The organism is Alteromonas sp. RKMC-009 (genome assembly GCF_003584565.2).
In the GTDB taxonomy this organism is placed as follows: Bacteria; Pseudomonadota; Gammaproteobacteria; order Enterobacterales; family Alteromonadaceae; genus Alteromonas.
The window spans coordinates 2,128,975-2,154,643 of record NZ_CP031010.1 but is presented as its reverse complement, the minus strand read 5'-3'; the positions used below and the strand labels follow the sequence as shown (position 1 = coordinate 2,154,643).

The window sequence follows — 25,669 nt, the reverse complement described above, 5'->3', positions numbered from 1 at the left end:
CTGGCAGTCAGGTGACGCAGTAACACGTCACCGGTAGCAGGAACGGGTTTCAGTTAAACCATTTTTGCGTGAAAACGCGGTCGAGTTCACTGAATGCTGTTTTCAGCGTAGCCGCCAGTTCACGATATTTAGGCTGAGAACGCATTGCCTGCAATTCGCAACCTTCTGCTGCCATTTTACGGTGAACTTCCTGGTACCAGCTTTTAATTTGCGGCGGCAAAGTCTGATTCGAGCGGTGACCCAACCAGAGTAAGCCCTGTAAGGGCAGGCTGATGAAGAACAGGCCAATCGCCATAGCCTGCGGCAGATATGCACTACCCAGCACATTTAACATCATTCCCGCGGCCACAATGGCCAGAGGCGGCATGGCTTTGATAGCCAGCTTTGTTGCACTGACGACCCGGCACTCCGGAAAGAAAGCATAAAGCTCCCGTTTTACCGGCCAGGTATTCATATAGTCTTGTCCGTCACGCAGAAGCGTAATTACTGATTGTGACATGCCTGCTCTCCTGCCGGTGCTGACCCCGGTCAACGTCTGGATTTTATTTTATTAAACTACAAAAAATCCCGGATGTATTCAGCATTCTATACTAAAGATGCTGCGGTTTGGTTTATTATAGCCCGGTTAACGGCTCAGGTAACATTACCGACATATATTGTAATGAAAAGTCATACTCAATTCAGGTTGAATATGCGATATTGACCCACATAAAGATACCATCATTTAAAGGCTCGTTGTCAGCGGCGATGAGTGAAAGCATTGGAGATAGAAATGGCAGAAAGCAGACACGTCCGTCTACTTATTCTGGGCTCTGGCCCGGCAGGATATTCCGCAGCAGTCTATGCGGCCAGAGCAAACCTTGAACCTGTACTGTTAACAGGTATTCAGCAGGGTGGACAGTTAACAACAACCACAGAAGTTGAAAACTGGCCGGGCGACCCTGAAGGACTGACAGGTCCTGATCTGATGGTACGCATGCAAAAACATGCAGAGAAATTCAATACAGAAATCATTTTTGATCACATCAACAAAACTGATTTCAGTAAGCGCCCGTTCACCCTTTACGGTGATTCAGGCACTTATACCTGTGATGCACTGATCATCGCAACCGGTGCTTCTGCGAAATACCTGGGTCTGGAATCTGAAGAAGCGTTCAAAGGTAAAGGGGTCTCTGCCTGCGCAACCTGTGACGGATTCTTCTACCGTAACCAGAAAGTAGCGGTTGTGGGCGGCGGTAATACTGCCGTGGAAGAAGCACTGTATCTGTCGAACATCGCGTCTGAAGTTCACGTTATTCACCGTCGTGACACTTTCCGCAGTGAAAAAATTCTTGAGCAGCGTCTGCTGGACAAAGCAGAAAACGGTAACGTGGTTCTGCACCTGAATAAAACGCTGGACGAAGTGCTGGGCGATGAAATGGGCGTAACCAAAGTCCGTATTGCTGACACGCAGTCTGGTGCCAAAGAAGAAATCGATGTAATGGGCCTGTTTATTGCCATTGGCCACAAGCCGAACACGGATATTTTCGAAGGTCAGCTTGAAATGAAAGACGGCTATATTGTTGTTCAGAGCGGTCTGCAGGGTAATGCCACACAAACCTCTGTGGAAGGTATTTTTGCTGCCGGTGATGTGAGCGATCATATTTACCGTCAGGCAATTACCTCAGCCGGCACCGGTTGTATGGCTGCACTTGATGCAGAGAAATTCCTCGATGGTTTCCGCCCGGAACAAGGCTGATAACTGAGGTACGGGGCAGCTTCCCTGCCCCGTGATTCCATGATTGAACTCCCTTACCTGAATGTTGATACACCATTTCCGCCTGTTTCAACAGCATTGAAAGAACCTGACGGTCTGCTGGCTTACGGCGCAACACTGGACGCCCCCCGGTTATTTCAGGCTTACTCCAACGGCATTTTCCCCTGGTTCAGCGATGATGAGCCGGTACTCTGGTGGTCGCCGGATCCAAGAGCAATCATTGAGCTGGATGGCTTTCACGTATCTAAAAGTCTGAAAAAACTGGCAAAACGCAAACAGTATCGGGTCACACTGAATGAAGATTTCTACGCAGTTATCCGTGCCTGCTCATCCATTCCCCGCTACCGGCCTGACAGTAAGGAACTGTCGTCAGACACCTGGATCACCGGCGACATGATTACCGCCTATGAAAGACTCCACCGTGCCGGCATTGCCCACTCTGTTGAAGTCTGGAATGAAGACAATCAACTGGCCGGCGGCTTGTACGGTGTGGCGGTTGGTGGTGTTTTTTGTGGTGAATCCATGTTCCACAAAGAACCGAATACATCCAAGCTGGCCATGCTGGCGCTGGTAAAACACATGCAAAACCATAATCTTGCATTTATTGACTGCCAGTTACCCACTGAACATTTGCAGTCCCTGGGGGCGCAAACCGTTCCCAGAAGCACATTTATTGACCGCTTACGTCATCATAATGCTACAATAGACGAAGACGGCAGAATAACTGCCTCATATCGTAGTAGTTGGCAAGGTGGAAATATAACGCCATGAAGTTTGGGCTTACGCAGTCTTTCGCCTGCAGTTATTTACCGGATAAGAATGAACAGTTACTGGTATTTGCAGAAACTGAACAGGATCTCCGCTATCGTTACGGACAGCTGATTCAGGCCGGATTCCGTCGCAGTGGCGATCAAATTTACCGGCCCCACTGCCCTACCTGCGAAGCCTGCCAGTCGGTACGTATTCCTGTGGCACTGTTTTCGCCTTCAAGAAGCCAGCGACGTGTGCTGAAGCGCAATAGTCACCTCACCACTACGCTGTCATCAACACCGAAAGACGAATACTACCCTCTTTACGAGCGGTACATTAATGAGCGCCATACCGACGGCAGCATGTATCCGGCTAACAGAGACCAGTATAACAGTTTCATTTTCTGCAACTGGAATCCCCCCGTATTTATTGAAGCGCGGGACGGAGATGAGCTGGTTGCAGTGGCCGTTACCGATGACATCCGTCATTGTGACGGTACAGCTTCTTTCTCAGCGCTGTATACGTTTTTTGCGCCTGAGTTATCGTCCTCGTCAATGGGCACGTGGATGATATTACAGCAAATCGCCCATGCTAAATCCGATGCCCGCAATTTTTTGTATCTCGGTTATCAGATAGACGAGTGCAATAAAATGAATTACAAAACGAAATTTTTGCCCCATGAACGTTTATTTGACATGAATTGGCAAAAATTCAGCTCAAATAAAGCCTGAACCCTTTACACACGGGCGTTTATTGGTTAATGTCTGCGCGGCAAAATTTTGACTTACTGAGGTAACTGCTTTTCATGGCAAAAGAAGATTCTATCGAAATGGAAGGAACCGTGGTTGACACACTTCCAAGCACACAATTCCGCGTTGAACTTGAGAACGGTCACGTTGTGACTGCACACATCTCCGGCAAAATGCGTAAGAACTATATCCGCATTCTTACTGGTGACAAGGTAACCGTAGAGATGACGCCGTACGATCTGACTAAAGGTCGCATCGTTTATCGTGCAAGATAATACTCAGTAGTCTGTAGAATCTTAAAAAAAAGCCCGGTGATATCACCGGGCTTTTTGTTTTTAAGTCGGGTTGAGCGCGAAATCCTTAGTTGGATTCCGCCTCTTCATTCCGGGTTTCCGCACCGGAGAATGAGAACTCCAGTTTGTTTTCACCCAAATCGACTTTCACACTGCCACCTTTGCTCAGCTCTCCGAACAACAATTCGTTAGCCAGCTCTTTCTTCACTTCCTCTTTTATGAGGCGTGACATAGGCCGTGCCCCCATAGATTTATCGTAACCTTTCTCAGCAAGATACGCCCTTGCAGCCGGCGTGACTTCAAAGGTAACACCTTTGGTATCCAGCTGTGCTTCCAGTTCCACCAGGAACTTATCAACCACCTGCAGAATAACGTCAGTGCCAAGGTGATTAAACCAGATAATACCGTCAAGACGGTTACGGAACTCAGGGGTAAACACCTTGTTGATTTCCGACATGGCATCATGACTGTGATCCTGTTGCTGGAAGCCGATAGATTTACGAACGGTTTCCTGCACGCCGGCATTAGTGGTCATGACCAGGACCACATTACGGAAGTCAACCTTACGGCCGTTGTTATCCGTCAGCGTACCGTGATCCATGACCTGCAGCAGAATATTGTAAATATCACTGTGGGCTTTTTCGATTTCATCCAGCAGCACTACCGAATACGGGTTTTTAATGACCGCATCGGTAAGCAGACCGCCCTGATCGAAACCGACATATCCCGGAGGCGCACCGATTAAACGGCTTACCGCGTGGCGCTCCATATATTCCGACATATCGAAACGGATAAGCTCCACACCCATGATTTTTGCCAGTTGCTGTGTGACTTCCGTCTTACCTACACCGGTAGGACCGGCGAACAGGAAACTGCCGATAGGCTTCTCTTCACTGCCCAGACCGGCACGGGATAAGTGAATCGCGTCTGTCAGCGTCTCAATGGCTTTGTCCTGACCAAATACCACCATTTTCAGGTCACGGCCAAGATGTTTCAGCGCCTGACGGTCGGAGGCAGACACGGACTTCTCAGGGATCCGGGCCATCTTAGCGATGATTTGCTCGATATCAGCCACATTGATGGTTTTCTTACGGCGGGACACCGGCAGCAAACGCTGACTGGCGCCTGCTTCGTCCATGACGTCAATGGCTTTGTCCGGCAAATGGCGTTCGTTGATGTACTTGGCAGACAGCTCTGCAGCAGCCTGAAGTGCTTTCTGGGTAAAACGAACGCTATGGTGCTCTTCGTAACGGGACTTCAGACCCAGCAGGATCTTGGTCGTATCGCTCACTGAGGGCTCCACCACGTCGACTTTCTGGAAGCGACGGGCAAGTGCCCTGTCTTTTTCAAAAATGCCCTGGTATTCCTGATAGGTGGTAGAACCGATGCAACGCAATTCACCGGAACTCAGTTTTGGCTTCAGCAAATTAGATGCATCCATCACACCACCGGATGCCGCACCGGCACCGATGATCGTATGAATTTCATCAATAAATAAAATGGCGTTTTCGTCTTTGCTGAGTTCTTTAAGAATAGCTTTTAACCGTTTTTCAAAGTCACCGCGATACTTGGTACCGGCCAGCAAGCCGCCTAAGTCCAGAGAATACACCGTACTGTCGGCAATCACGTCCGGCACGTCATCGTTAACGATGCGGTAAGCTAAACCTTCGGCAATAGCCGTTTTACCTACGCCGGCTTCACCCACCAGCAGCGGGTTGTTTTTACGGCGACGACACAGAATTTGAATCGTACGCTCTACTTCCGCATCACGTCCGATTAACGGGTCAATTTTACCGTCCTTCGCCTGACGGTTCAGATCAGTAGAATATTTGCTCAGTGCAGAACCGGACTCTTCACCCTCTGCTGTCTCTTCCTGACTTTCAGCACCGGCAGGACTTTCATCTTCATTTTTACTGACACCGTGACTGATGTAATTCACCACATCAAGACGGGTGACGTCAGCACGTTTGAGAATATAAACCGCCTGAGATTCCTGCTCGGAGAAAATAGCCACCAGCACGTTCGCACCGGTTACCTCGTCTTTGCCTGATGATTGCACATGAAAAACCGCGCGCTGAAGTACACGCTGGAAACCTAAAGTTGGCTGCGTCTCACGGTCATTTGCCTGCTCATCCATAATGAGTGGCGTGGTATCTTTAACAAACTCGATAAGTTCGCTTTTGATTTGCTCGATATTGGCACCACACGCTTTAAGTGCGTCCCGGGCGGCAGAATTATCCATCAGCGCCAGCAACAGATGCTCTACCGTCATGAATTCGTGACGATGTTCTCTGGCAAACACGAAAGCTTCGTTCAGCGTTTGCTCTAACTCTTTATTCAACATATCGCTCGCCCTCTGTTAATAGACCTATGCCTGTTCCATGGTGCACATAAGCGGGTGTTGATGCTTACGCGCATACTGATTGACCTGCATCACTTTGGTTTCTGCAATCTCTGCAGTAAATATGCCACACACAGCACGTCCCTGATAATGTACGGTGAGCATAGTCTGATTGGCCTTCTCAGCATCCATATTAAAAAAATGCATGAGTACTTCGACCACGAAGTCCATCGGCGTGTAATCGTCGTTGTTCAACAACACTTTATACATTGGCGGCGGCTGCGTCTTTTGTCGCTCCGCAAGCCTCTCTTTTTCTCTGTCTATACTGATCGCGTTGTCTTTACTCATAGTACAATAATAGTGCCTTAGCGCAGATTAGCCGATTTTTTTGTAAATAAATAATCTTTAATTTACGCTTGACATTCAATGGTTAAAATATCTACAGTTTTAACTATGGCCATGCGAGTGACGCGCATAGCCATCGTGCTCCCCATATTTCTATTGTGGGGGCATAGTATTATGAGTTCAAGGATTAAGAGGAAGTCGATGTATGGCGGTTGGTAAAGTTAAATGGTTTAACAATGCTAAAGGATTTGGATTTATCGTTCCTGAGGACGGCGGAGAGGACATTTTTGCCCACTACTCCACCATTCAGATGGATGGATACCGTTCTCTCAAGGCAGGCCAGGAAGTAACGTTTGATGTACAGCAGGGTCCGAAGGGCCTTCACGCAGAAAACATTGGTGTTGTCGAAGAACCTGAACGTTAAAATTCAAAAAAGCATCTCAAAGGGCTTTTTACTGCGATTCGGCAGTCGGTAGAAGGCCTTTTTTATGCGCCATTTTCAGCGGTGTCTTCAAATTTACCGCTACCAAATAAAAAACCCGGCGAAAGCCGGGTTTTTTGGTTCTTGCTTAAACGCTTACTTAGACAGGGACTCCTGCAGCGTTTTGCTTGGAGACATCGCTGCATACAGCTTGTCTTCGTCAGGGAAGTAGTAACCGCCGATATCCTGTGGCTGACCCTGAGACGCATCGATTTCTTCGATGATTTTGTCGATGTTCGCAGTCATCGCTTCCAGAGTTGGCTTGAACAGTTCAGCCAGCTCTTTATCTTCAGTCTGCTCAGTCAGTGCTTCAGCCCAGTACAGCGCCAGCCATACATGGCTGCCACGGTTATCCAGCTGACCCACTTTACGCTCAGGTGACTTACCGGTGTTCAGCAGCTTCTCAGTCGCCTTATCAAGGGCAACCGCCAGCGCTTTCGCTTTAGAGTTGCTGTGCTTGATAGCCAGCTCTTCAAGAGACACTGCCAGTGCCAGGAATTCACCCAGTGAATCCCAGCGTAAGTGACCTTCTTCAACGAACTGCTGAATGTGCTTAGGTGCAGAACCACCCGCACCGGTCTCGTACAGACCACCACCGGCCATCAGAGGCACGATAGACAGCATCTTCGCACTGGTACCCAGTTCCAGAATCGGGAACAGGTCAGTCAGATAGTCACGCAGAACGTTACCTGTTACGGAGATAGTATCCAGGCCGCGGATTGCACGTTCCATAGAGAAACGAATCGCACGTACAGGTGACATGATGTGGATTTCCAGACCATTCGTGTCGTGGTCTTTCAGGTACTTCTCAACTTTCTTGATAAGCTGTGCATCGTGGGCACGCTCATCGTCCAGCCAGAATACTGCCGGCATACCAGAGTTACGTGCACGGGTAACGGCCAGTTTAACCCAATCCTGAATCGGCGCGTCTTTCGCCTGACACATACGCCAGATATCGCCTTCTTCAACATTGTGCTCAATCAGCACATTTCCGTCCTGATCGATGATTTGTACAGTACCGTCAGCTTCCAGTTCAAATGTCTTATCGTGTGAACCGTACTCTTCCGCTTTCTGCGCCATCAGACCAACGTTAGGCACTGTACCCATGGTAGTAGGATCAAATGCACCGTGGGTCTTACAGAAGTTAATCACTTCCTGATAGATAGTCGCATAAGTAGACTCGGGGATAACCGCTTTAGTATCGTGCGCCTTACCATCCGGTCCCCACATCTGACCGCTGTTACGGATCATTGCAGGCATAGACGCATCAACGATAACGTCTGAAGGTACGTGCAGGTTAGAAATACCTTTGTCTGAGTTAACCATTGCCATAGGCGGACGGTCAGCGTAACAGGCGTTGATGTCTTTTTCGATTTCAGAACGCTGTGATTCCGGCAGAGAAGCGATTTTGTCGTAAACGCTGCCTAAACCATTGTTAGGGTTAACACCCAGTTCTTTAAACAGATCGCCGTGCTTGTCGAACAGTTCTTTATAAAACACTTTTACGCAGTGACCGAATACGATGGGGTGAGACACCTTCATCATGGTCGCTTTCACGTGTAGTGAGAACAGAATGCCGGTTTGCTTCGCATCTTCGATTTGTTCTTCGAAGAATTTGCACAGGGCTTTCTTGCTCATGAACATACCGTCGATAACTTCACCCGCCAGCAGATCTACACGTGGCTTCAGGGTTTTCTTGCTACCGTCTTTACCGGTAAATTCGATGCTTACGTAGCCATCTTTCTCAACAGTAGTGGACTTCTCACTTGAGTAGAAATCGCCGCCGCGCATGTGCGCAACGTGAGAGCGTGAAGCCTGGCTCCACTCACCCATTGAATGCGGGTGTTTCTTCGCGAAGTTTTTAACCGCTGTAGGTGCACGGCGGTCTGAGTTACCTTCACGCAGAACCGGGTTAACAGCAGAACCCAGTACTTTTCCGTAACGTTCACGGATGTCTTTTTCTTCGTCCGTTTTAGGATCTTCAGGGAACGGAGGAACGTTATAGCCTTTGGCGTTTAATTCTTTGATTGCTGCACGCAATTGGGGAATAGATGCACTGATGTTAGGCAGTTTAATGATGTTTGCTTCTGGATCCTGCGTTTTTTCACCCAGGTCAGTCAGTGCGTCAGGCACTTTTTGATCGTCGTTCAGGTAATCCGGGAAGTTGGCGAGAATACGCGCAGCCAGTGAAATATCGCTTAACTCGATGTCGATGTCAGCAGATTTAGCAAATTTCTCAATGATTGGCAGTAAAGAGTAAGTCGCCAGCATTGGCGCTTCATCTGTTTTTGTGTAGATGATAGTCGACTTAGCTTTGGTCATTATATACCTCAAAGTTGTCGGTAAAGAGCTACCTGATTTATTCCATTAACCCCGCGTGGAATCGCTATAATATGCAGGGCATTCCGGTAATATCGTAAGATTCTGATCACGATTACTGAAATAACCTTTCAGTCTGGTCTATATCTGTAGTTTACAGATCACTGTGTAATGTCCTCTCGCCCACGAACACTACACCCAATTCGTCATTTTTGCGGGCCCGCCTTGCAGACGCACCCTGTCCTGCCGAAATTACCGCGCTCAATAGTATAGGGTCGAACGTAGGAGTTACAAGTCATACCATTGTCTTAAGCGTGAAGATCAATCTAATTTTTGTCAATTTCCTGATCTTTTTTTGCAATTTCGTTTTTTTTCTTCAAAAAAGTGACACAGACAGTCCGCCCCGCCGGCATTTTTGCGGTAGCATGCGCACCGGTTCTGACTATTTTCCGGGAGTGACAAATGCCGGCGGGCAAAATTCTGCTGTTCAATAAGCCATTCAACGTACTGACACAGTTTACCGATCAGGAAGGCAGACAAACCCTGAAAGACTTCATTCCCGTTCCCGGCGTGTATGCAGCCGGCAGGCTCGACAGAGATTCCGAAGGGTTACTGGTACTCACAGACGATGGCAAACTGCAGCACCGTCTGGCAAATCCTAAAGCCAAAACCAGTAAAACCTACTGGGTGCAGGTCGAGGGAGAGCCCACAGATGAGGCCATACAACAGCTGTGTGATGGTGTGGAACTGAAAGACGGCCTTACGCGGCCGGCAAAAGTACACCGCATGGATGAACCGGCACTGTGGCCGCGCAATCCGCCAGTGAGGTTCCGGCAGCACATTCCCACCAGCTGGTTATCGGTGACCCTTACCGAAGGCAAAAACCGTCAGGTCAGAAGGATGACAGCCCACGTGGGATTCCCGACGCTCAGACTGATCCGGTACCGTATCGGCAACTGGACCATTGATGGCATTGCTAACGGCGAATACCTGCAAATCCAGTAATTTTCCCTGACAGAGCCTGAGGAAAATCCGTACCGGCAATTGTGCAATGGCAGCAGGCTTCTATACTTTTTACAAAAAGGCACAAGTTATAGCTGAATTGCCGGGTTACTGCCGTGCCATAGCCAGATAATTCTGGTAGAATCCGCGACCCTGAGTCAGCCAGATAAATTGGAAATCCACTAAGAGTTAATATGTCATCAAATTCAACACCTTCACCTGCATCTCAAAAAGTCATTGTCGGTATGTCCGGCGGTGTAGATTCTTCTGTTTCTGCGTATCTCTTGCAGCAGCAGGGTTACCAGGTAGAAGGGCTTTTCATGAAAAACTGGGAAGAAGATGACAACGACGAATATTGTGCAGCTGCAGAAGATTTAGCGGATGCACAGGCCGTGGCTGATAAACTGGGCATTGAATTACACACGATCAATTTCGCCGCTGAGTACTGGGATAATGTATTTGAATACTTCCTGGAAGAATACAAAGCCGGCAGAACGCCTAACCCGGACATCATGTGTAATAAAGAAATTAAGTTTAAAGCCTTCCTGGAATTTGCAGCTGAAGACTTAGGTGCAGATTACATTGCTACCGGCCATTATGTACGCCGCCGTGAGAAAGACGGTCGCTGGCAAATGTTACGTGGCCTGGATGGTAATAAAGATCAGAGTTACTTTCTTTATACGCTGGGCGAAGAACATGTCGCTAAAACATTGTTCCCTGTTGGCGAACTGGAAAAGCCCCGTGTCCGTGAAATCGCTGAAGAACAGGGACTGGTAACGGCTGACAAAAAGGACTCCACCGGCATTTGTTTTATCGGTGAGCGTAAATTCAAAGACTTCCTGTCTAAATATCTTCCTGCACAGCCGGGTGTTATCGAAACCGCTGAAGGCGAAGTTATCGGCGAACACGAAGGCCTGATGTATCACACGCTGGGTCAGAGAAAAGGGTTACACATTGGAGGCCTCGCGGCCCATGGTGACGATCCGTGGTACGTGGTAGACAAAGACGTTGAACGTAATGTGCTCATCGTCGGTCAGGGTGCTGATCATCCCCGTCTGTATTCCAAAGGACTGATCGCCCGGCAACTGCACTGGGTAGACAGAACCCCTGTAACTGAAACGGTGCGTGCTGTTGTTAAAACCCGTTACCGTCAGACAGACATCCCCTGCACTATCCGTCCGCTTAATGATGATTTGATAGAAGTGCTCTTCGATGAGCCGCAAAAAGCGGTGACGCCTGGCCAGTCTGCGGTGTTTTATAAGAAAGAAGTCTGTCTGGGTGGCGGAATCATTGAGAGTTACATACGGTGATGCTGGATCCTAAAATAGAGCAACATATTGCGCTGGCAGGCGTTTGTCAGGCCGCAGCACTGGTACAAAAAGTCGCGCGCGCAGGCACTGTAGATACAGAAGCCTGTGAGGCCAGCCTGTCGAGTATCCTGGTGACCGACCCGGAATCACCACAACATGTTTTCGGGCAGTTAAGCAATTTGAAGATGGGTTATCAGAGCATTGTCTCCCAGCTCTCCGGCCGCAGCAGTCATAAAGATGCCGAACTCACCCGTTATGTTGCCAGCCTGCTTGGTCTGGAAAGAAAACTCAGCGCCAAACCGGCAGCCCTGAATGAATTGAGCCAGCGTATTTCCCACGTTCAGCGACAGCTGGCACATGTAGATTTTGACAACAGTCAGATCATTGCCTCCCTGGCCAGTATTTACAGTGATATTATCAGCCCGCTGGCACCGAAAATTCAGGTAGCCGGCAATACAGAACATTTGAGCCGTCCCCTTAACCAGCAGCGGGTCCGTGCCCTGCTGTTAGCGGGTGTGCGTGCTGCCGTCATGTGGCGGCAAATGGGCGGCCGGCGCCGCCAGATACTCTTTAACCGCAAACAAATTTTACACAGTGCAACTCTTGCGCTGAGATTAATCAATTAGTTTAGGAGCTAAAGGTGGAACTGACTCAGTTAACCGCAATTTCCCCTGTCGATGGCCGCTATGCAAGTAAAAGTGCAGAGCTGCGCAGCATTTTCAGTGAATACGGCTTATTGAAATACCGTGTTCAGGTAGAAGTAAGATGGTTACAAATGCTGTCTGAACAGGCTTCAATTACTGAAGTCCCTGCTTTTAGCGATGAATCTCACGCACTGCTGAACGACATTGTTGCTTCTTTTTCTGTTGATGATGCAATGCGCATTAAAGAGATTGAGCGCACAACGAATCACGATGTGAAGGCGGTTGAGTACTTCTTAAAAGAAAAGGTAGAAGGCAACAGCGAATTAAACGCGATCAGTGAATTCATTCACTTTGCGTGTACCTCAGAAGACATCAACAACCTGTCTCACGGCCTGATGTTGACTGAAGCCCGTGACTCCGTGCTTCTGCCTTACTGTGATAAGCTGATCAGTGAACTTACCCGTTTAGCGAAGGAATACAAAACCATTCCGATGATGGCCCGTACTCACGGCCAGCCTGCATCGCCTACGACTATGGGTAAAGAAATGGCGAACGTTGCCATGCGTTTACGCCGTCAGCGCGACCAGATTGCAGCGGTTACCCTGCTGGGTAAAATCAACGGCGCAGTGGGCAATTATAATGCTCACCTGTCTGCGTATGCAGATACTGACTGGCACGCCCTGTCAGAAAAATTTGTTACCAGCCTTGGCCTGACATGGAACCCGTACACCACACAAATCGAACCTCACGATTACATTGCTGAGCTGTTTGATGCAGTGGCCCGTTTCAACACCATCGTACTGGATTTTGACCGTGACGTCTGGGGCTACATTGCGCTGGGTCACTTCAAACAAAAAACCATTGCCGGTGAGATCGGTTCATCAACCATGCCGCACAAAGTCAATCCAATCGACTTTGAAAACTCAGAAGGTAATCTGGGTCTGGCAAACGCAATTTTCGACCACCTGGCTGCCAAACTGCCTGTATCACGCTGGCAGCGCGACCTGACTGACTCTACAGTTCTGCGTAATCTGGGTGTTGGTGTGGGTTATGCGGTTATTGCTTATCAGGCGACCCTGAAAGGGATCAGCAAACTGGAAGTTAACGAAGCCAGCCTGCTTGCTGAACTGGACAATAACTGGGAACTGCTGGCAGAGCCGGTACAAACCGTTATGCGTCGTTACGGCATTGAAAAGCCTTACGAGAAGCTCAAAGAGCTGACCCGTGGTAAGAAAGTCAATGCAGAAGTCATGGCTGAATTCATCGACGGTCTGGCTCTGCCTGACGCAGTGAAAGCAGAACTGAAAACCTTGTCTCCTGCTAACTACATCGGTGATGCAATTCGCCTTGTTGATCAGTTGCCGGAATAAATGTCACGGTATACTATTTAGTCACCGGTATGAATATTAGGGCTGCTGTGCAGCCCTTCTTCTTTTCAGGATACTTGTGAATTCACATGCTAGCAAAACCAGTGTTTCAATGCTTTCACTGGTACGGACATTATCACTTGCGGTTTTAGCCGGTCTGGCTGCCTATACACTGATTGTTGTTTTTATTCTTGAAGACTATTCAGTGTCGATTCTGTTGCTTATCGCCACTCATGCACTCTTGTTCAGCAGCACCCTCGCACTGACCTACCGTAATCAACCGGATGCCGCTGACCGCGCGCGGTTTATTTTTGTCACCAGTTGTATGACCCTCATCACGCTACTATCACTGATGTGGGAAAAAGACACGGGATTACAACAGCTCCTGCTGGTCGGTATGATCACCAGCGGCTTTATTTTTCCCCGCAGCGAACAGCAACAACGCCGCTTTGCTGAATATACCTACGGCCTGTTGTACATCATCGTGGAAGGCGTAATTGTATTCAGTGAAACCCATACCTGGGCCACACTGCGCCTGTCCAATGCCATCATTCTGGTTTCCGGCGGGCTTGTCATGCTCAGGCTGGTCAGAGATAAAATTGAAAAGCAGGCGGAAGCCTTGTTGTTGTCGGAACGCCGCAACACAACCTTGCTGAAAAGCATGTTGCCGGCAGCGCCGGACGATAAGAGTAAACACTGGCCCTTAGGCCACACAGAAAAAATCACCAATGTCTCAGTGCTTTTCGCAGACCTTCAGGGTTATACCAAGCTCAGCGAGAAATACGATGACATTGGCATTGTTGCGATTCTGGACGATCTTTATCGTCTGTTCGATGCCCACGCCCTGCGCCTGGGCATTGAAAAGGTAAAAACCAACGGCGATGAATACATGGCCGCTACCGGTATCCCCTCCACCATTACTGTACCTCAATATATTCAGGAGAATACTGCGGTGACACTGTGTACCTTTGCCAGCGCAATTTTAGAAAGCTTTCATGAACTGGCAAAAGAAAAAGACCTTGGCTGTAATATCCGGATAGGAATCGCAACCGGCTCTGTCACGGGCGGGATAATCGGTGCCCATAAACCCCATTTTGATATCTGGGGAAAAACCGTAAACCGCGCAGCAAGGCTTGAACAAGCTAGTCAGCCCGGCACAATTACCGTTTGCGCCAGAACCCGGGGACAACTTGTCGATGCCGGTGCCTCTCAATTTGAATTCTCTAACAGCTTTGTCGTCGGTGACAACCTGGTTGCCCATTCATTGCGATTACAAAAAGATTAACTATTTATGTACACCTTAAATACTGATTTTAATCCTGATCAGTTTCTCGCCAGTTTCTGGCAAAAAGCCCCGTTAGTTATCCGCAGCGGCATTATTGATTTCGATGATCCCCTGGATGAACATGACCTCGCCGGCATGGCGATGGAAGCTGACATCGACAGCCGCATTGTTAGTCGGACCGGTGACAAGTGGGACGTTGCCCACGGCCCCTTTGAAAATTTCAACCAGGTATGCAAAGGCAAATGGTCGTTGCTCGTACAGGCGACAGACCGTTACAGTGAAGACGTGGACGAATTAATGTCGTTGTTCAGCTTTATCCCCTACTGGCGAATGGATGACGTAATGATTAGCTTTGCTGTAGAAGGCGCCGGCGTGGGTGCACATACCGATCAGTACGATGTTTTTCTTATTCAGGGTAAAGGTTCCCGCCGCTGGCGCGTTGCGCCTCCTGACAATGCTGAAGTGTGCCGCCCGCACAAAGATTTACAACAGGTTGCCTCTTTTAACCCCGACATCGATGTAGTCCTTAAGCCCGGTGATATTCTTTATATCCCTCCGGGCTGGGCCCACGAAGGTACTGCACTGGAAGACTGCCTCACTTATTCCATTGGCTTCCGTGCCCCTGACCAGAACGATTTACTGCAACAACTGGCAGACCATCTCGCGGCAGCGCCGGCAGTAGCCGGTGTTACACCACGACGATACAGCGACCCGCACCTGTTGCCGCAGGAACATCCATCCATGGTTAGCTATGATGCGTTGTCAGGTTTACGACAACTAATGATTGATTACCTGCAATCTGACCAGGGTGAGGACGGATTGCTCAGTATTTTGAGCGCTCAGTACCTGCCGGAAAACGTGCCGGGAGAGCCCTATACCCTTGCTGAAATCACTGAAGCGGTTGAAACAGGATGTGCTGTTTACCGGGCGCCCGGCTGCAAGCCGGTATACAGTGAAAATCAGGCTGATGAAGAGTTTTCGTTTTATGTGAATGGTGAAAGGTTTAGTGCTGCGTCCTCATTAAAACCGTTATTACTGCCCGTTCTCGCTGGCCAGCCGTATCCGCCGGAACACCCGGTTGCTGACGCAGATGACATTGCGATGATTCAACTTTTGGCTATACTGATCAATAAAGGTTACTGGGAACTAAGGAACTAGTCCTTTAGGCTCGCTGCGTTTTTCATGAAGAAAGTCCCGCAGCGTACAGGCAACTCAGAGCTTGAATCATGCGTTTTCAAATCGAAAATGTTGATTGGATGAGTGGTAAAAATCGACTTACAGAACTTCGCGAACAGGTATTTGTTGTGGAGTGGCGTATTCCGCGGCAGGCAGAATTCGACGATCGGGATCCTGACGCCCTGCACATCCTTGTTTCAGACGAAAATCATCAGCCGGTTGCCACCGGCAGAATTACCAGAGACGGTGAAATTGGCCGGATCGCCGTGCTGCATGCTTACCGCACGCTGGATGTGTATAAAATTTTGTTTCGTTCTTTAATTAAACTGGGCAAAACAGCCAGAGTGGATCAGGTGAAAGTGGTTTGTAATCTGGCCAGTGTGGATGAGCATAAAGCCAGAGGTTACACACCGGAAGGGCCGGTATTCATGGAAGCGGGCATTCCCCGTCAGCGTATGTTTTGCCCTATCAACCGTTTCAGGCTACCGGACGTGCAGGAATGCCATTGAGCGGAGACTTTAAACCATAACAGTCTCCGTCATACTTAATACCCGGCAGCTCAGACAGAACCCCAAATTTCATCTTTCTCAACAAACTTATACAGTTGCTCTGCACGGTTTTGCATAATGGCTGCAAACTGTAGCTGAGTCTGATCGGTGATCCCCGAGCGCTGAATGTTTTCTGCTTTTAGCTGCCAGCTCATAACAAAGTGGCGTAATGCATCACGACCGTTCGCTGCATTACCTGCAGAGATAAAATCTACCGGTAAGTCACCACTCAGTACCCAGAATGCTGCACCGTCCATCGCTTTCACTTTCAGAACTGCCCACAACGGATAAAGATACCGGCTGGCTGCATCATCAACGGTGGATACCACAACTCCGTTCTCTGCCAGATACTTCGTTGCTTTTTTAAATTGCTCATTCAGCCACTGCTGACGTTGTTGTTCTGTAATTTGCGGCGTTGTTTGCTCTGTCATACTTCACTTCTTTTTTAATGGTGTTTTTAATGCTTTCCTGTTTCGTAAACTACCACAAACGCCATTTTTCGTCATTATTCCCGGCTTGATAGTTATCACTATCGCTATCAGCAGGGGCGTTTACACTTACTTACATCAATTCTCTTGGTTTTTGCTATAAATAAAGCAGTCTGTCAGCATTGGAGAAAAACCGGACTTATGATGATAAAAGCAATCCGAATTACACTTGGTGCCCTGCTCGCCGTTGCCGGCGTTGTACTGACCATTATTCCGGGTTCAACACTGCTGATCCTGGCCGGTCTGGTTGTACTCAGTTACGACATACCAAAGGCCCGTGTGTGGCTTAAGGTGGTACAGGGCAGCATGCAGCGGGGTGCCCGCAAGCTCGATACCTTCCTGCTTTCCCGCAAGTTGGCCCGTAAATCACGCTGAAGAACAGGCAATAAAAAAGCCGCTTTAAGCGGCTTTTGTGTCTGAGCGGGCTGGTTGGGATGGGCCCGCTTTCCTTAAACTACAAACTAACTATAGCTTATCCGTGATTTTCTGCCAGGTATAACCAGGTTTCTACCACAGTATCCGGGTTCAGTGACACAGAATCGATACCTTCTTCCACCAGCCATGCAGCGAAATCATCATGATCCGATGGTCCCTGACCACAAATACCAACGTATTTGCCACGGGCTTTTGCCGCACGGATTGCCATAGAGAGCAACGCCTTCACGGCAGGGTCACGCTCGTCGAACAAGTGAGCAATCAGGCCTGAGTCGCGGTCAAGACCCAGCGCAAGCTGTGTCATGTCGTTAGAACCGATGGAGAAACCATCGAAGATATCCAGGAACTGGTCGGCCAGCAATGCGTTAGACGGCAGTTCACACATCATGATAACCCGCAGACCGTTGTCGCCCTGCTTAAGACCATTTTCAGCCAGAATTTCGATAACCTGACGGCCTTCTTCCAGTGTGCGGACGAAGGGGATCATGATTTCAACGTTGGTCAGCCCCATGACGTTACGAACGCGCTTGATGGCTTCACACTCCAGCGCAAAGCAGTCGCGGAAATCGTCAGAGATGTAACGGCTGGCACCACGGAAGCCCAGCATCGGGTTTTCTTCATCCGGCTCGTACTGATAACCACCTACCAGGTTGAAGTATTCGTTCGACTTGAAGTCAGACATGCGAACAATTACTTTCTTCGGCGAGAATGCAGCACCAATGCTGGCAATCCCTTCTACCAGTTTCTGGATGTAAAATTCACGGGGTGACTCGTAACCGGCAATCATTTCACTGATTTCTTCTTTCAGCTCTTCAGGCTGGCTGTCAAAATTCAGCAAGGCTTTAGGGTGAACCCCAATCATGCGGTTAATAATGAATTCAAGGCGGGCCAGACCCACACCGGCACTTGGCAGGCGGGCGAAATCAAATGCACGGTCAGGGTTACCTACGTTCATCATCACTTTCAGTGACAATTCCGGCATGGCATCAATGCGGGAAGTCACCACATCAAATTCCAGCTCAGAACTGTAGATGTAACCTGTATCACCTTCCGCACAGGAAACCGTGATTTTGTCGCCGGTGGCAATAGAATCTGTGGCGTTACCACACCCTACCACTGCCGGAATACCTAATTCACGGGCGATGATTGCAGCGTGACAAGTACGGCCACCACGGTTAGTCACAATGGCAGAGGCCTTTTTCATGATGGGTTCCCAGTCAGGATCCGTCATGTCAGTGACCAGCACATCACCGGGCTGAATCTTGTCCATCTCTTCAATTGAGCCAAGCACTTTCGCCTCACCGGCACCAATCTTGTGACCGATAGCACGGCCTTCACAGACGATGCTGCTCTTATCTTTGAGGTGGAAACGTTCAATTGTCTGACTGTCTTCGCGGCTGCGTACCGTTTCAGGACGGGCCTGAACAATGTACAACTTGCCGTCTGTACCGTCTTTAGCCCATTCAATGTCCATAGGACGCTGATAGTGCTTTTCAATGATTACAGCCTGCTTAGCCAGTTCCTGTACTTCATCGTCAGTCAGAGAGAATCGCAGACTGTCGGCTTTGTCGATATCAACAATAGATACCTGCTTGCCATGGGACTCATCTGCAGAATAAATCATTTTTGTCAGCTTGCTGCCCAGATTACGGCGCAGGATAGCCGGGTTACCATTGGCCAGCGTAGGCTTGTGTACATAGAATTCGTCAGGGTTAACGGCACCCTGCACCACCATCTCACCAAGACCAAATGAACTGGTCACAAATACCACATCATCGAAGCCTGATTCTGTATCAATGGTGAACATAACACCGGAAGACGCGATGTCGCTTCGTACCATGCGTTGTACACCGGCAGACAGTGCAACCCCTTTATGGTCGTAGCCCTGGTGAACACGATAAGAGATGGCACGGTCGTTAAACAGAGAGGCAAATACGTGCTTGATAGCCACCAGCACCGCATCGTAACCTTTTACGTTCAGGAAAGTTTCCTGCTGCCCTGCGAAAGATGCATCAGGCATATCTTCTGCTGTTGCGGAAGAGCGGACTGCGAACGACGCCTCATCACCGGCATCGCCCTGTAACGTTGCAAATGCTTCCTGAATTGCAGTTTCCAGCGCGGGCTGGAACGGCGTGTCGATGATCCACTGACGGATGTTTTTACCTGCTTCAGCCAGTGCTGTTACATCGTCAACATCCAGGGTATCCAGTACATCATGGATCCGTGCTTCAAGACCACTTTGCTCAAGAAACTCGTTAAATGCATCTGCAGTTGTAGCAAAACCGCCCGGCACCTGCACACCTGCATTTGCCAAATTAGAAATCATTTCACCTAAAGATGCATTCTTGCCGCCAACGCGACCTACATCATGCATCCCCAATTCCTGGTACCAAAGTACGTATTCTTGCACGGCCAAAGCCTCCAGCTTTATTAAACTTGTCAGTTCCGCTAATTTACGCAACCTGTGTTACGAAATGTTTATCACGAAACTTTGCGATATTCGCCGAGGTTAGTGCCAACCTGTTCATAGCATGCTGGCTTTTCGACGGTTTCATCTTAGAATGGTGAAAAATCGAAAGTAAAATCTTTCTGTATTCCGTAATAAAATTACAACAATGTTAAGGATTTGTTTTGCGTACCGCATACTACATTTCAGATGGTACAGCCATCACTGCTGAGGTCTTCGGCCACGCCTTACTGTCTCTGTTCCCTATACAGTTTAATCACACCACGATTCCCTTCGTTGAAACCGAGGAACAGGCCTACAAGGTACTGGAGAAAATTTCTGAAAGTTTTCAAGATACGGGAGAAAGGCCGCTCGTTTTTTATACAATTGTGAATGTCGATGTGCGCAAAATTATCTCCCGTTCAGTGGGTATTAATTATAATTTTCTCGATCAATTCGTTGCGCCTGTTGAAAAAGTGCTCGGTGTACCATCAAAACCGGAAAAACACCGTACCCACAGTATTCACGAAAAAACCTATGATATTCGCATTGAAGCGGTGAACTATGCACTGGCCAATGATGATGGTTCCAACATCAAAAACTACGAAGAAGCAGACATTATATTAGTGGGTGTTTCCCGTTCAGGTAAAACACCCACCAGCCTTTATCTGGCGCTTCAGTACGGCATTAAAGCGGCCAATTATCCATTCACTGAGGAAGACATGGGTGACATGCTGAAGATGCCCCCTGCACTGCGCCGTTATAAACAGAAGTTGTTCGGCCTGACCATCCATCCGGAAAGGCTCAGCCAGATCCGTTCTGAGCGCAGGGCCAACAGCCGCTACGCGTCACTGCAGCAGTGTCGTATGGAACTTCGGGAAGTAGAAAACCTCTATCGTCGCGAGCGCATCCCGTTTTTGAATTCAACCCGCTATTCCGTAGAAGAAATTTCCGCGAAAATTCTTGCTGAAACCGGCCTGCAACGGAAGAAATACTAAGCTTCAGTCTCCCCGTCCAGTACCGAAAACAATGGCGCAAGGTAAGGTTCAAAGCCTTTCCATTGCGTCATGCCGGAACGGTAAATCGGTTGTCTTACCTGCTCTGAGCTGGGGGTTTTAATCACCCGCTTCGTCTGATGGAAGTTCAGGCAGGCCTCTTCAAAAGGTAATCCGCAAAAGTCCAGCATGCGTCTGACCTGCCCTTCAAGATCGTTAATCACATCTTCGTGCTGCACCGTCAGGATTTGTCCCGGCAATACTTCATGCCAGTGATCCATCAGCTTCCGGTAAGCATTGTAATAACGTCCGATGTCATTCAGTGAATAGCTGAACTCCTGTCCTTCGCCGAAAAGCTGCTTGAACCCGCTGAAACAGCAAGCCACAGCATCCCGTCTGGCATCAATGATTTTGGCATTGGGCAGAATGCGTTTGATAAGTCCGGTATGAATAAAATTGTTGGGCATCTTATCAATAAAAAATGGTGCACCCCGGCGGTATGCACGGGTTTGAGCAATATACTGCTCTCCCAGTTTTTTGCATTGCTCATCGGTGAGGGATGACAAGTTTTGCGGATAAGGCACCGCCTGATGGCTGAGCCCTGATGCGATCCCCAGAATATCATGCAGCTCCATCGTGCCGTCGACCATAGAGTGAGAGGCCAGAATCTGTTCCAATAGTGTAGAACCGGCGCGGGGTAAACCCACGATGAAAATCGGATCAGGAGCATCACAGCCTTTTGCGTGCTCAAACAAAGCCGCATTGCAGGCGGACTGCTGTGACGCCATCGCCTGTTCAGTACGGGAGATATCGAAACGGAGTGTCTGGCGCTTCAGCTGATTACCGTTATCGTAATAACGGAAAGCATCATCAAACGCTTTATCGTCTTCACTGGCTTTACCCAGCGCAAAATACAGATGAATTTTATCGTCCAGCGCAGTATTTTCATTCTCTGCTGCCGTTTTCATCCCGCCAGTCAGCGAAGCTGGAAAGCTATACGTTTTGGTATTCGCCAGGCTCCAGTAAGCATCACCGAAATCAGGCGCTATCTCTGCTGCTTTTTCGTAGGCGGCCACAGCGGCAGCGGCGTCGCCTGCGGCCTTCAGCGCATGGCCATACTGTACCCATAACGCTGGTCGCCTGCTGTTTTTATCAAGCAGTGTGCGGTATAAAGTCAGTGCCTCATCTACCTCCCCGGTGCCGGTGAGAGCATGGGCAAGAGCTACGGCTGCCTGAAAATTATCCGGCTGTCGTGCCAGACGCCCGCGGGCAAATTCAACGGCACGGGGAAACTTACCCAGCTTACCCAGCACACTTTGATACGCAGTCGCTGCAGCTTCATTATCCGGATACAGTTCTGTACAACTTTCCAGCAGGAATTCTGCATCATGATAAACCTTCAGTTGCATGCCGGCTTCCGCAAGTAACATCATGGCATCGGGATGATGTTTATGCTGTTTGAGAAAGTCCCTGCAAATTTGTTCTGCTTTTTGTAACTGCCCTTCATGGAGTAAATCCATGGCCCCCAGCAGTGGTTTTGGCAGTGACGATAAGGACTGAATGTGTTGTCCTGCCAGCATCAGTGCGTCTGTGTTACCGGTCTGGCGGTATACCTGTTCCAGCTCCCGCCAGGCAGTCAGCAGAGCCGGATTAAATCGTGTAGCACGGTAAAACGCAGCGGCCATCTCCCGGCCTTTCTGCAGCGCTTTAAAACAATACCCCTGCTCCTGATATCCCCGACCATAATCGGGAAAAGCTTTCAGTAATCTGTCCAGAACAGGAAGGGCCTGTGCCGGCTCTTTTGTCATTCGTAAAGCCACAGCCATCAGGTACAGGCATTCACGGTCTGTCAGGGTATTGTCATTTCCCGACAAACACTCTTTGCATAACGACACTGCCTGCGCGAACTGAGACTGCATCAGGGCTTTTTTGGCTTCATTTAGACGAGACTGAACGGAACGGGTCATGTTAATCCTGCATTAAACAACGAAAAAACGGCAAGCCCGTAAAGGCTTGCCGTTTCAATATTAACGTAATTACTTACGCAACGGATAACTTAAAAATAATCGTAAGACAAACGCACACCAATGGTACGCGGACGGTTAGTTACCACTTTCGGCGTGAATTGCTGCGTATCGATGTTCAAAATAGCATTCTCATCAAATACATTGTCTATGTACAATTCAGCTTTCCACTCATCATTGGTCACACCCACCGCAAGATTTGTCAGTACATAGGCTTCCTGTACATAACGGCCGCCACGGAACGTTTCGCCGTTGCTGTCTGCATAGGTTACGCCTTCATACACTGCAGCTTCATCTTCGATTTTAAGGCCTGAGCCCGTGCCGTAGATAAGTTGCGTGGCATCTTCCATTACGTAAGCATCCATCACCATACCGGCAAGTCTGTCACCGGTGTAGCTCACAGAAGCATTCACGTAACCGCGCTTGTCACCCTGTAATTCAAAGAAATAACGGGCGTTTACGTTTCCTGAGAACTTCGCAGAGTAAGGCAGTTCAGAACCGACACCGGCAGAAATACCTTCCAACTCAGAGTTCACGCGGGTCAGCTCAGTATCCAGTAAGCTGAATGCACTGCTGATGATTAAATCATCACCGGCGAGCCAGGTAATATCGGCATCAAGACCACGGATCTCAGCATCACCCACGTTGTCGGTGAATACCAGAAACGAGATATTGGTCGGATCGAAACGTGAAGTTTGCAGATCGGTGATTTCAGAATAGTACGCAGTTGCATTCACACGTACCAGTCCGTCAAAGAAATCCCCTTTCAGACCAAGTTCATAGTTGTCCAGCGTATCCGTTGTAGAGTAAACAGGAATACGGAAGTTCTCGAACTTACCGGACTGATTAGACGCCAGACCACCACCAACACGGTTAGTTACCGGCGGACGGAAACCTTCTGAATAGTTAGCAAACAGTAAGATGTCGTCTGTCACTTTCCAGTCCAGTGAGAATTTCCAGATAGTGTCATCAACGGTAAGTACGCCGTCAGAATCCAGCAGGTCCACTTCCAACTGACCGCTTTGAATAGCTTCATTAACCAAAGCAGGATCCAGTCCCACTGCAGCTAATTCAGCATCGTCCATTGTACCGAATGCACGGATACGGCGGGACACATCTACGGTGGTTGTAGAGCCTTTGTATTCGTCGTCAATCTGGTACCAGCGGGCACCCACACTGGCAGTCAGGGTATCGGTGATATCGTATTCAAACTGACCGAACACTGCTACCTGTTCAATGGTATGAGTAATGTCGTTAACGAAGCTGATATCAGCCGGGAACGGCCCGCCATCACTGTTAATGCCTTCATTACCTACCAGATTTCTTGCCATATCCGGGAATAACTCAGTACTGGCAATGTTAAACTGACCAACAGTAGCCACTTCCTGATTGTCATAGAACAGACCGGCAGTAACACGCCATGGCTCATCCATGGTGGTATTAAAACGCAGCTCATGGGTCATACGGGTTGAAGTGGTGTCTTCACGGTAGAACTTGGTAGGATCAAGGCAGCGGTCTTCGCTGTTTGCATCAGAGCTGTCATAACTACATACATAGTACGCTGAGAATAAACCGCCGTTGGTGTAACCGGTGTAGTCTGCAAGGGTATCGATTTCACGGTCGAGGTAACCACCGGTATAAACCACATCCAGCTTTTGCAGACGGCCTTCCAGTGTCCACGTCGTCAGGCCGAATTCATCCTGGTTCTCTTCAGGCTGGAAACGGTTAGTGGAACTTTCACCTTCCAGATTCGGATCGTATGCAAACACACCTTCTGTTTCTAACATTTGCTGTGTGTGCTGTACCAGCAGATCCCAGTCATCATTGATGTGGTATGACAGACCAAAACGGGCACCGGCATAAACTGCATCGTTGAAATCGTCTTCAACCAGCGAGTCGTTTCGCGGTGACACAACGTCAGCATCTACCGGAGACGTGATCTCAGGATTAGTAATACGGTTTGCATCCATGCCTGCAGGGTTGGTTAATACACCACCGGAAATACGGCTGATCACCTGTGCACTGCCGATGTAGCCACCGTTACCCGGATCATTCAGCACGTTGTCAATCCAGCCACCCTGTCTGTCGTTGTATGCAGCAACACGAACAGCCAGGTCATCAGTCAGAGGCATGTTGAAGTAAGCTTCAACCGCATTGCTCATCTCGCCGCCTTTGGTGAAACCGATATTCGTATCAACACCGGCAGAAAAACCTGAGTGATCAGGTTTTGCGGTGATCATTCTCACCGTACCCGCCTGCGAGCTTGCGCCGAACAGTGTTCCCTGAGGACCGGGCAGTACTTCTACGCGCTGGATGTCAGTTGCGTAAATGTCGAGGTTACGCCCGGCCATGGATACCGGCTGTTCGTCCAGGTAAAAAGCAACTGAAGGTTGCAGTGCCTGAACAGATGACAACATGATATTTGATTGTGTGGTTGCAGCACCACGGATATAAATTTCATTCTGACCCGGGCCTGTACCCTGGAAAACCACGTTAGGTAAGAATTCAACGTAATCCTGGAAGCTGTCAATGCCAAGGTTTTCCAATGCTTTTCCATCAAGCGCGCTTACCGCGACCGGTACATCCTGTATAGATTCACTACGTTTGGTTGCCGTTACCTCAATGGTTTCGATCTTCGCTTTGCTTTGTGCTTCCTGGGCGTGCACCGTAGATGCCGCCAGCGCTGCAACGATGGCACAGCTTAGACGTGTTTTATGCATGTGTGTTCCTCTGGTTCTTTATTTTACTTAGATGAGTAAATATTTTATGTCGTGCTATTTGCTTATCATTTATTTAGCAATCGCAAGCAGATATACTTGTTCGCTAACAATTTGGTTCATACGTAATCGCGGTAATAGCGTTACAAAACCCTTTAATTATAGCAGATAAGTCAAAAAACTTGTCTATGATCCCTT

General features: G+C 48.8%; 22 protein-coding genes. 14 read left to right on the top strand and 8 right to left on the bottom strand.

Annotated features, from left to right (window positions below):
• Window positions 1–49: 49 nt before the first annotated feature.
• The gene (gene yfbV / locus DS731_RS09475) at window positions 50–499 is read right to left on the bottom strand and encodes a terminus macrodomain insulation protein YfbV (protein ID WP_119501081.1); all 450 of its coding nucleotides are present in this window, start codon (window positions 497–499) and stop codon (window positions 50–52) included.
• 273 nt (window positions 500–772) lie between these two features.
• Here yfbV and trxB point away from each other — a divergent pair, with 273 nt between their 5' ends.
• From trxB to infA, 4 genes are all read left to right on the top strand, one after another.
• Window positions 773–1,738 carry a thioredoxin-disulfide reductase gene (trxB, locus tag DS731_RS09470; RefSeq protein ID WP_119503378.1) on the top strand — a complete coding sequence of 322 codons (966 nt, stop codon included), beginning with the start codon at window positions 773–775 and terminating at the stop codon, window positions 1,736–1,738.
• A gap of 39 nt (window positions 1,739–1,777) precedes the next feature.
• Complete coding sequence (gene aat, locus DS731_RS09465) at window positions 1,778–2,527, top strand: leucyl/phenylalanyl-tRNA--protein transferase (RefSeq protein ID WP_119501080.1); 750 nt, start codon at window positions 1,778–1,780, stop codon at window positions 2,525–2,527.
• Complete coding sequence (locus DS731_RS09460) at window positions 2,524–3,237, top strand: arginyltransferase (protein WP_119501079.1); 714 nt, start codon at window positions 2,524–2,526, stop codon at window positions 3,235–3,237. Before aat ends, DS731_RS09460 begins: the two co-directional genes overlap by 4 nt.
• A 74-nt stretch (window positions 3,238–3,311) precedes the next feature.
• Window positions 3,312–3,530 carry a translation initiation factor IF-1 gene (infA, locus tag DS731_RS09455; protein WP_070124261.1) on the top strand — a complete coding sequence of 73 codons (219 nt, stop codon included), beginning with the start codon at window positions 3,312–3,314 and terminating at the stop codon, window positions 3,528–3,530.
• An 85-nt stretch (window positions 3,531–3,615) separates the two neighbouring features.
• On the opposite strand, the gene clpA is transcribed toward infA, so the two are convergent.
• Together clpA and clpS are read right to left on the bottom strand one after the other, a co-directional pair.
• Complete coding sequence (gene clpA / locus DS731_RS09450) at window positions 3,616–5,892, bottom strand: ATP-dependent Clp protease ATP-binding subunit ClpA (RefSeq protein WP_119501078.1); 2,277 nt, start codon at window positions 5,890–5,892, stop codon at window positions 3,616–3,618.
• Between the two features lie 24 nt (window positions 5,893–5,916).
• Entirely contained in the window at window positions 5,917–6,237 is a 321-nt protein-coding gene (clpS, locus tag DS731_RS09445) for an ATP-dependent Clp protease adapter ClpS (RefSeq protein WP_119501077.1), read from the bottom strand.
• A gap of 202 nt (window positions 6,238–6,439) precedes the next feature.
• Between clpS and cspD the strand changes: the two genes are divergently transcribed.
• The gene (cspD, locus tag DS731_RS09440; RefSeq protein WP_119501076.1) at window positions 6,440–6,658 is read left to right on the top strand and encodes a cold shock domain-containing protein CspD; all 219 of its coding nucleotides are present in this window, start codon (window positions 6,440–6,442) and stop codon (window positions 6,656–6,658) included.
• A gap of 153 nt (window positions 6,659–6,811) precedes the next feature.
• Here cspD and DS731_RS09435 read toward each other — a convergent pair whose 3' ends face one another.
• Complete coding sequence (locus DS731_RS09435) at window positions 6,812–9,037, bottom strand: NADP-dependent isocitrate dehydrogenase (RefSeq protein WP_119501075.1); 2,226 nt, start codon at window positions 9,035–9,037, stop codon at window positions 6,812–6,814.
• 459 nt (window positions 9,038–9,496) lie between these two features.
• Between DS731_RS09435 and DS731_RS09430 the strand changes: the two genes are divergently transcribed.
• From DS731_RS09430 to DS731_RS09400, 7 genes are all read left to right on the top strand, one after another.
• Window positions 9,497–10,039 (top strand): rRNA large subunit pseudouridine synthase E, encoded by a 543-nt coding sequence (locus DS731_RS09430; protein ID WP_119501074.1) that lies wholly within the window; start codon window positions 9,497–9,499, stop codon window positions 10,037–10,039.
• Window positions 10,040–10,230: 191 nt separating this feature from the next.
• Entirely contained in the window at window positions 10,231–11,346 is a 1,116-nt protein-coding gene (gene mnmA / locus DS731_RS09425) for a tRNA 2-thiouridine(34) synthase MnmA (protein WP_119501073.1), read from the top strand.
• Window positions 11,346–11,972: a high frequency lysogenization protein HflD gene (gene hflD / locus DS731_RS09420; protein WP_119501072.1), complete on the top strand. Its 627-nt coding sequence runs from the start codon at window positions 11,346–11,348 to the stop codon at window positions 11,970–11,972. The genes mnmA and hflD overlap by 1 nt, the downstream gene beginning before the upstream one ends.
• 14 nt (window positions 11,973–11,986) lie before the next feature.
• Window positions 11,987–13,360, top strand: coding sequence for an adenylosuccinate lyase (purB, locus tag DS731_RS09415; protein ID WP_119501071.1), 1,374 nt, complete (start codon window positions 11,987–11,989; stop codon window positions 13,358–13,360).
• Between the two features lie 76 nt (window positions 13,361–13,436).
• Entirely contained in the window at window positions 13,437–14,642 is a 1,206-nt protein-coding gene (locus DS731_RS09410) for an adenylate/guanylate cyclase domain-containing protein (protein ID WP_119501070.1), read from the top strand.
• A gap of 6 nt (window positions 14,643–14,648) precedes the next feature.
• Window positions 14,649–15,800, top strand: coding sequence for a cupin domain-containing protein (locus DS731_RS09405; RefSeq protein WP_119501069.1), 1,152 nt, complete (start codon window positions 14,649–14,651; stop codon window positions 15,798–15,800).
• 68 nt (window positions 15,801–15,868) lie between these two features.
• Complete coding sequence (locus tag DS731_RS09400) at window positions 15,869–16,327, top strand: GNAT family N-acetyltransferase (RefSeq protein ID WP_119501068.1); 459 nt, start codon at window positions 15,869–15,871, stop codon at window positions 16,325–16,327.
• 50 nt (window positions 16,328–16,377) lie between these two features.
• On the opposite strand, the gene DS731_RS09395 is transcribed toward DS731_RS09400, so the two are convergent.
• Window positions 16,378–16,797: a DUF4826 family protein gene (locus tag DS731_RS09395; protein WP_119501067.1), complete on the bottom strand. Its 420-nt coding sequence runs from the start codon at window positions 16,795–16,797 to the stop codon at window positions 16,378–16,380.
• A 198-nt stretch (window positions 16,798–16,995) separates the two neighbouring features.
• Here DS731_RS09395 and DS731_RS09390 point away from each other — a divergent pair, with 198 nt between their 5' ends.
• Entirely contained in the window at window positions 16,996–17,229 is a 234-nt protein-coding gene (locus DS731_RS09390) for a PGPGW domain-containing protein (protein ID WP_442858445.1), read from the top strand.
• A gap of 97 nt (window positions 17,230–17,326) precedes the next feature.
• Here DS731_RS09390 and ppsA read toward each other — a convergent pair whose 3' ends face one another.
• Window positions 17,327–19,699, bottom strand: a complete 2,373-nt coding sequence (gene ppsA / locus DS731_RS09385; protein ID WP_119501066.1) for a phosphoenolpyruvate synthase — start codon at window positions 19,697–19,699, stop codon at window positions 17,327–17,329.
• Between the two features lie 221 nt (window positions 19,700–19,920).
• Between ppsA and ppsR the strand changes: the two genes are divergently transcribed.
• Complete coding sequence (gene ppsR / locus DS731_RS09380; protein WP_119501065.1) at window positions 19,921–20,733, top strand: posphoenolpyruvate synthetase regulatory kinase/phosphorylase PpsR; 813 nt, start codon at window positions 19,921–19,923, stop codon at window positions 20,731–20,733.
• Here the strand turns inward: ppsR and DS731_RS09375 are convergent.
• Both DS731_RS09375 and DS731_RS09370 read right to left on the bottom strand, forming a co-directional pair.
• Window positions 20,730–22,697: a sulfotransferase gene (locus DS731_RS09375; RefSeq protein ID WP_119501064.1), complete on the bottom strand. Its 1,968-nt coding sequence runs from the start codon at window positions 22,695–22,697 to the stop codon at window positions 20,730–20,732. The genes ppsR and DS731_RS09375 overlap by 4 nt on opposite strands.
• An 89-nt stretch (window positions 22,698–22,786) precedes the next feature.
• A complete protein-coding gene (locus DS731_RS09370; RefSeq protein WP_119501063.1) occupies window positions 22,787–25,474 on the bottom strand; it encodes a TonB-dependent receptor in 2,688 nt (895 codons plus the stop codon).
• Window positions 25,475–25,669: the final 195 nt, after the last annotated feature.

Coding starts and splice junctions, on each gene's coding strand:
- yfbV (WP_119501081.1), bottom strand. CDS start 499: ATGTCACAATCAGTAATTACGCTTCTGCGTGACGGACAAGACTATATG.
- trxB (WP_119503378.1), top strand. CDS start 773: ATGGCAGAAAGCAGACACGTCCGTCTACTTATTCTGGGCTCTGGCCCG.
- aat (WP_119501080.1), top strand. CDS start 1,778: ATGATTGAACTCCCTTACCTGAATGTTGATACACCATTTCCGCCTGTT.
- DS731_RS09460 (WP_119501079.1), top strand. CDS start 2,524: ATGAAGTTTGGGCTTACGCAGTCTTTCGCCTGCAGTTATTTACCGGAT.
- infA (WP_070124261.1), top strand. CDS start 3,312: ATGGCAAAAGAAGATTCTATCGAAATGGAAGGAACCGTGGTTGACACA.
- clpA (WP_119501078.1), bottom strand. CDS start 5,892: ATGTTGAATAAAGAGTTAGAGCAAACGCTGAACGAAGCTTTCGTGTTT.
- clpS (WP_119501077.1), bottom strand. CDS start 6,237: ATGAGTAAAGACAACGCGATCAGTATAGACAGAGAAAAAGAGAGGCTT.
- cspD (WP_119501076.1), top strand. CDS start 6,440: ATGGCGGTTGGTAAAGTTAAATGGTTTAACAATGCTAAAGGATTTGGA.
- DS731_RS09435 (WP_119501075.1), bottom strand. CDS start 9,037: ATGACCAAAGCTAAGTCGACTATCATCTACACAAAAACAGATGAAGCG.
- DS731_RS09430 (WP_119501074.1), top strand. CDS start 9,497: ATGCCGGCGGGCAAAATTCTGCTGTTCAATAAGCCATTCAACGTACTG.
- mnmA (WP_119501073.1), top strand. CDS start 10,231: ATGTCATCAAATTCAACACCTTCACCTGCATCTCAAAAAGTCATTGTC.
- hflD (WP_119501072.1), top strand. CDS start 11,346: ATGCTGGATCCTAAAATAGAGCAACATATTGCGCTGGCAGGCGTTTGT.
- DS731_RS09405 (WP_119501069.1), top strand. CDS start 14,649: ATGTACACCTTAAATACTGATTTTAATCCTGATCAGTTTCTCGCCAGT.
- DS731_RS09400 (WP_119501068.1), top strand. CDS start 15,869: ATGCGTTTTCAAATCGAAAATGTTGATTGGATGAGTGGTAAAAATCGA.
- DS731_RS09395 (WP_119501067.1), bottom strand. CDS start 16,797: ATGACAGAGCAAACAACGCCGCAAATTACAGAACAACAACGTCAGCAG.
- DS731_RS09390 (WP_442858445.1), top strand. CDS start 16,996: ATGATGATAAAAGCAATCCGAATTACACTTGGTGCCCTGCTCGCCGTT.
- DS731_RS09375 (WP_119501064.1), bottom strand. CDS start 22,697: ATGACCCGTTCCGTTCAGTCTCGTCTAAATGAAGCCAAAAAAGCCCTG.
- DS731_RS09370 (WP_119501063.1), bottom strand. CDS start 25,474: ATGCATAAAACACGTCTAAGCTGTGCCATCGTTGCAGCGCTGGCGGCA.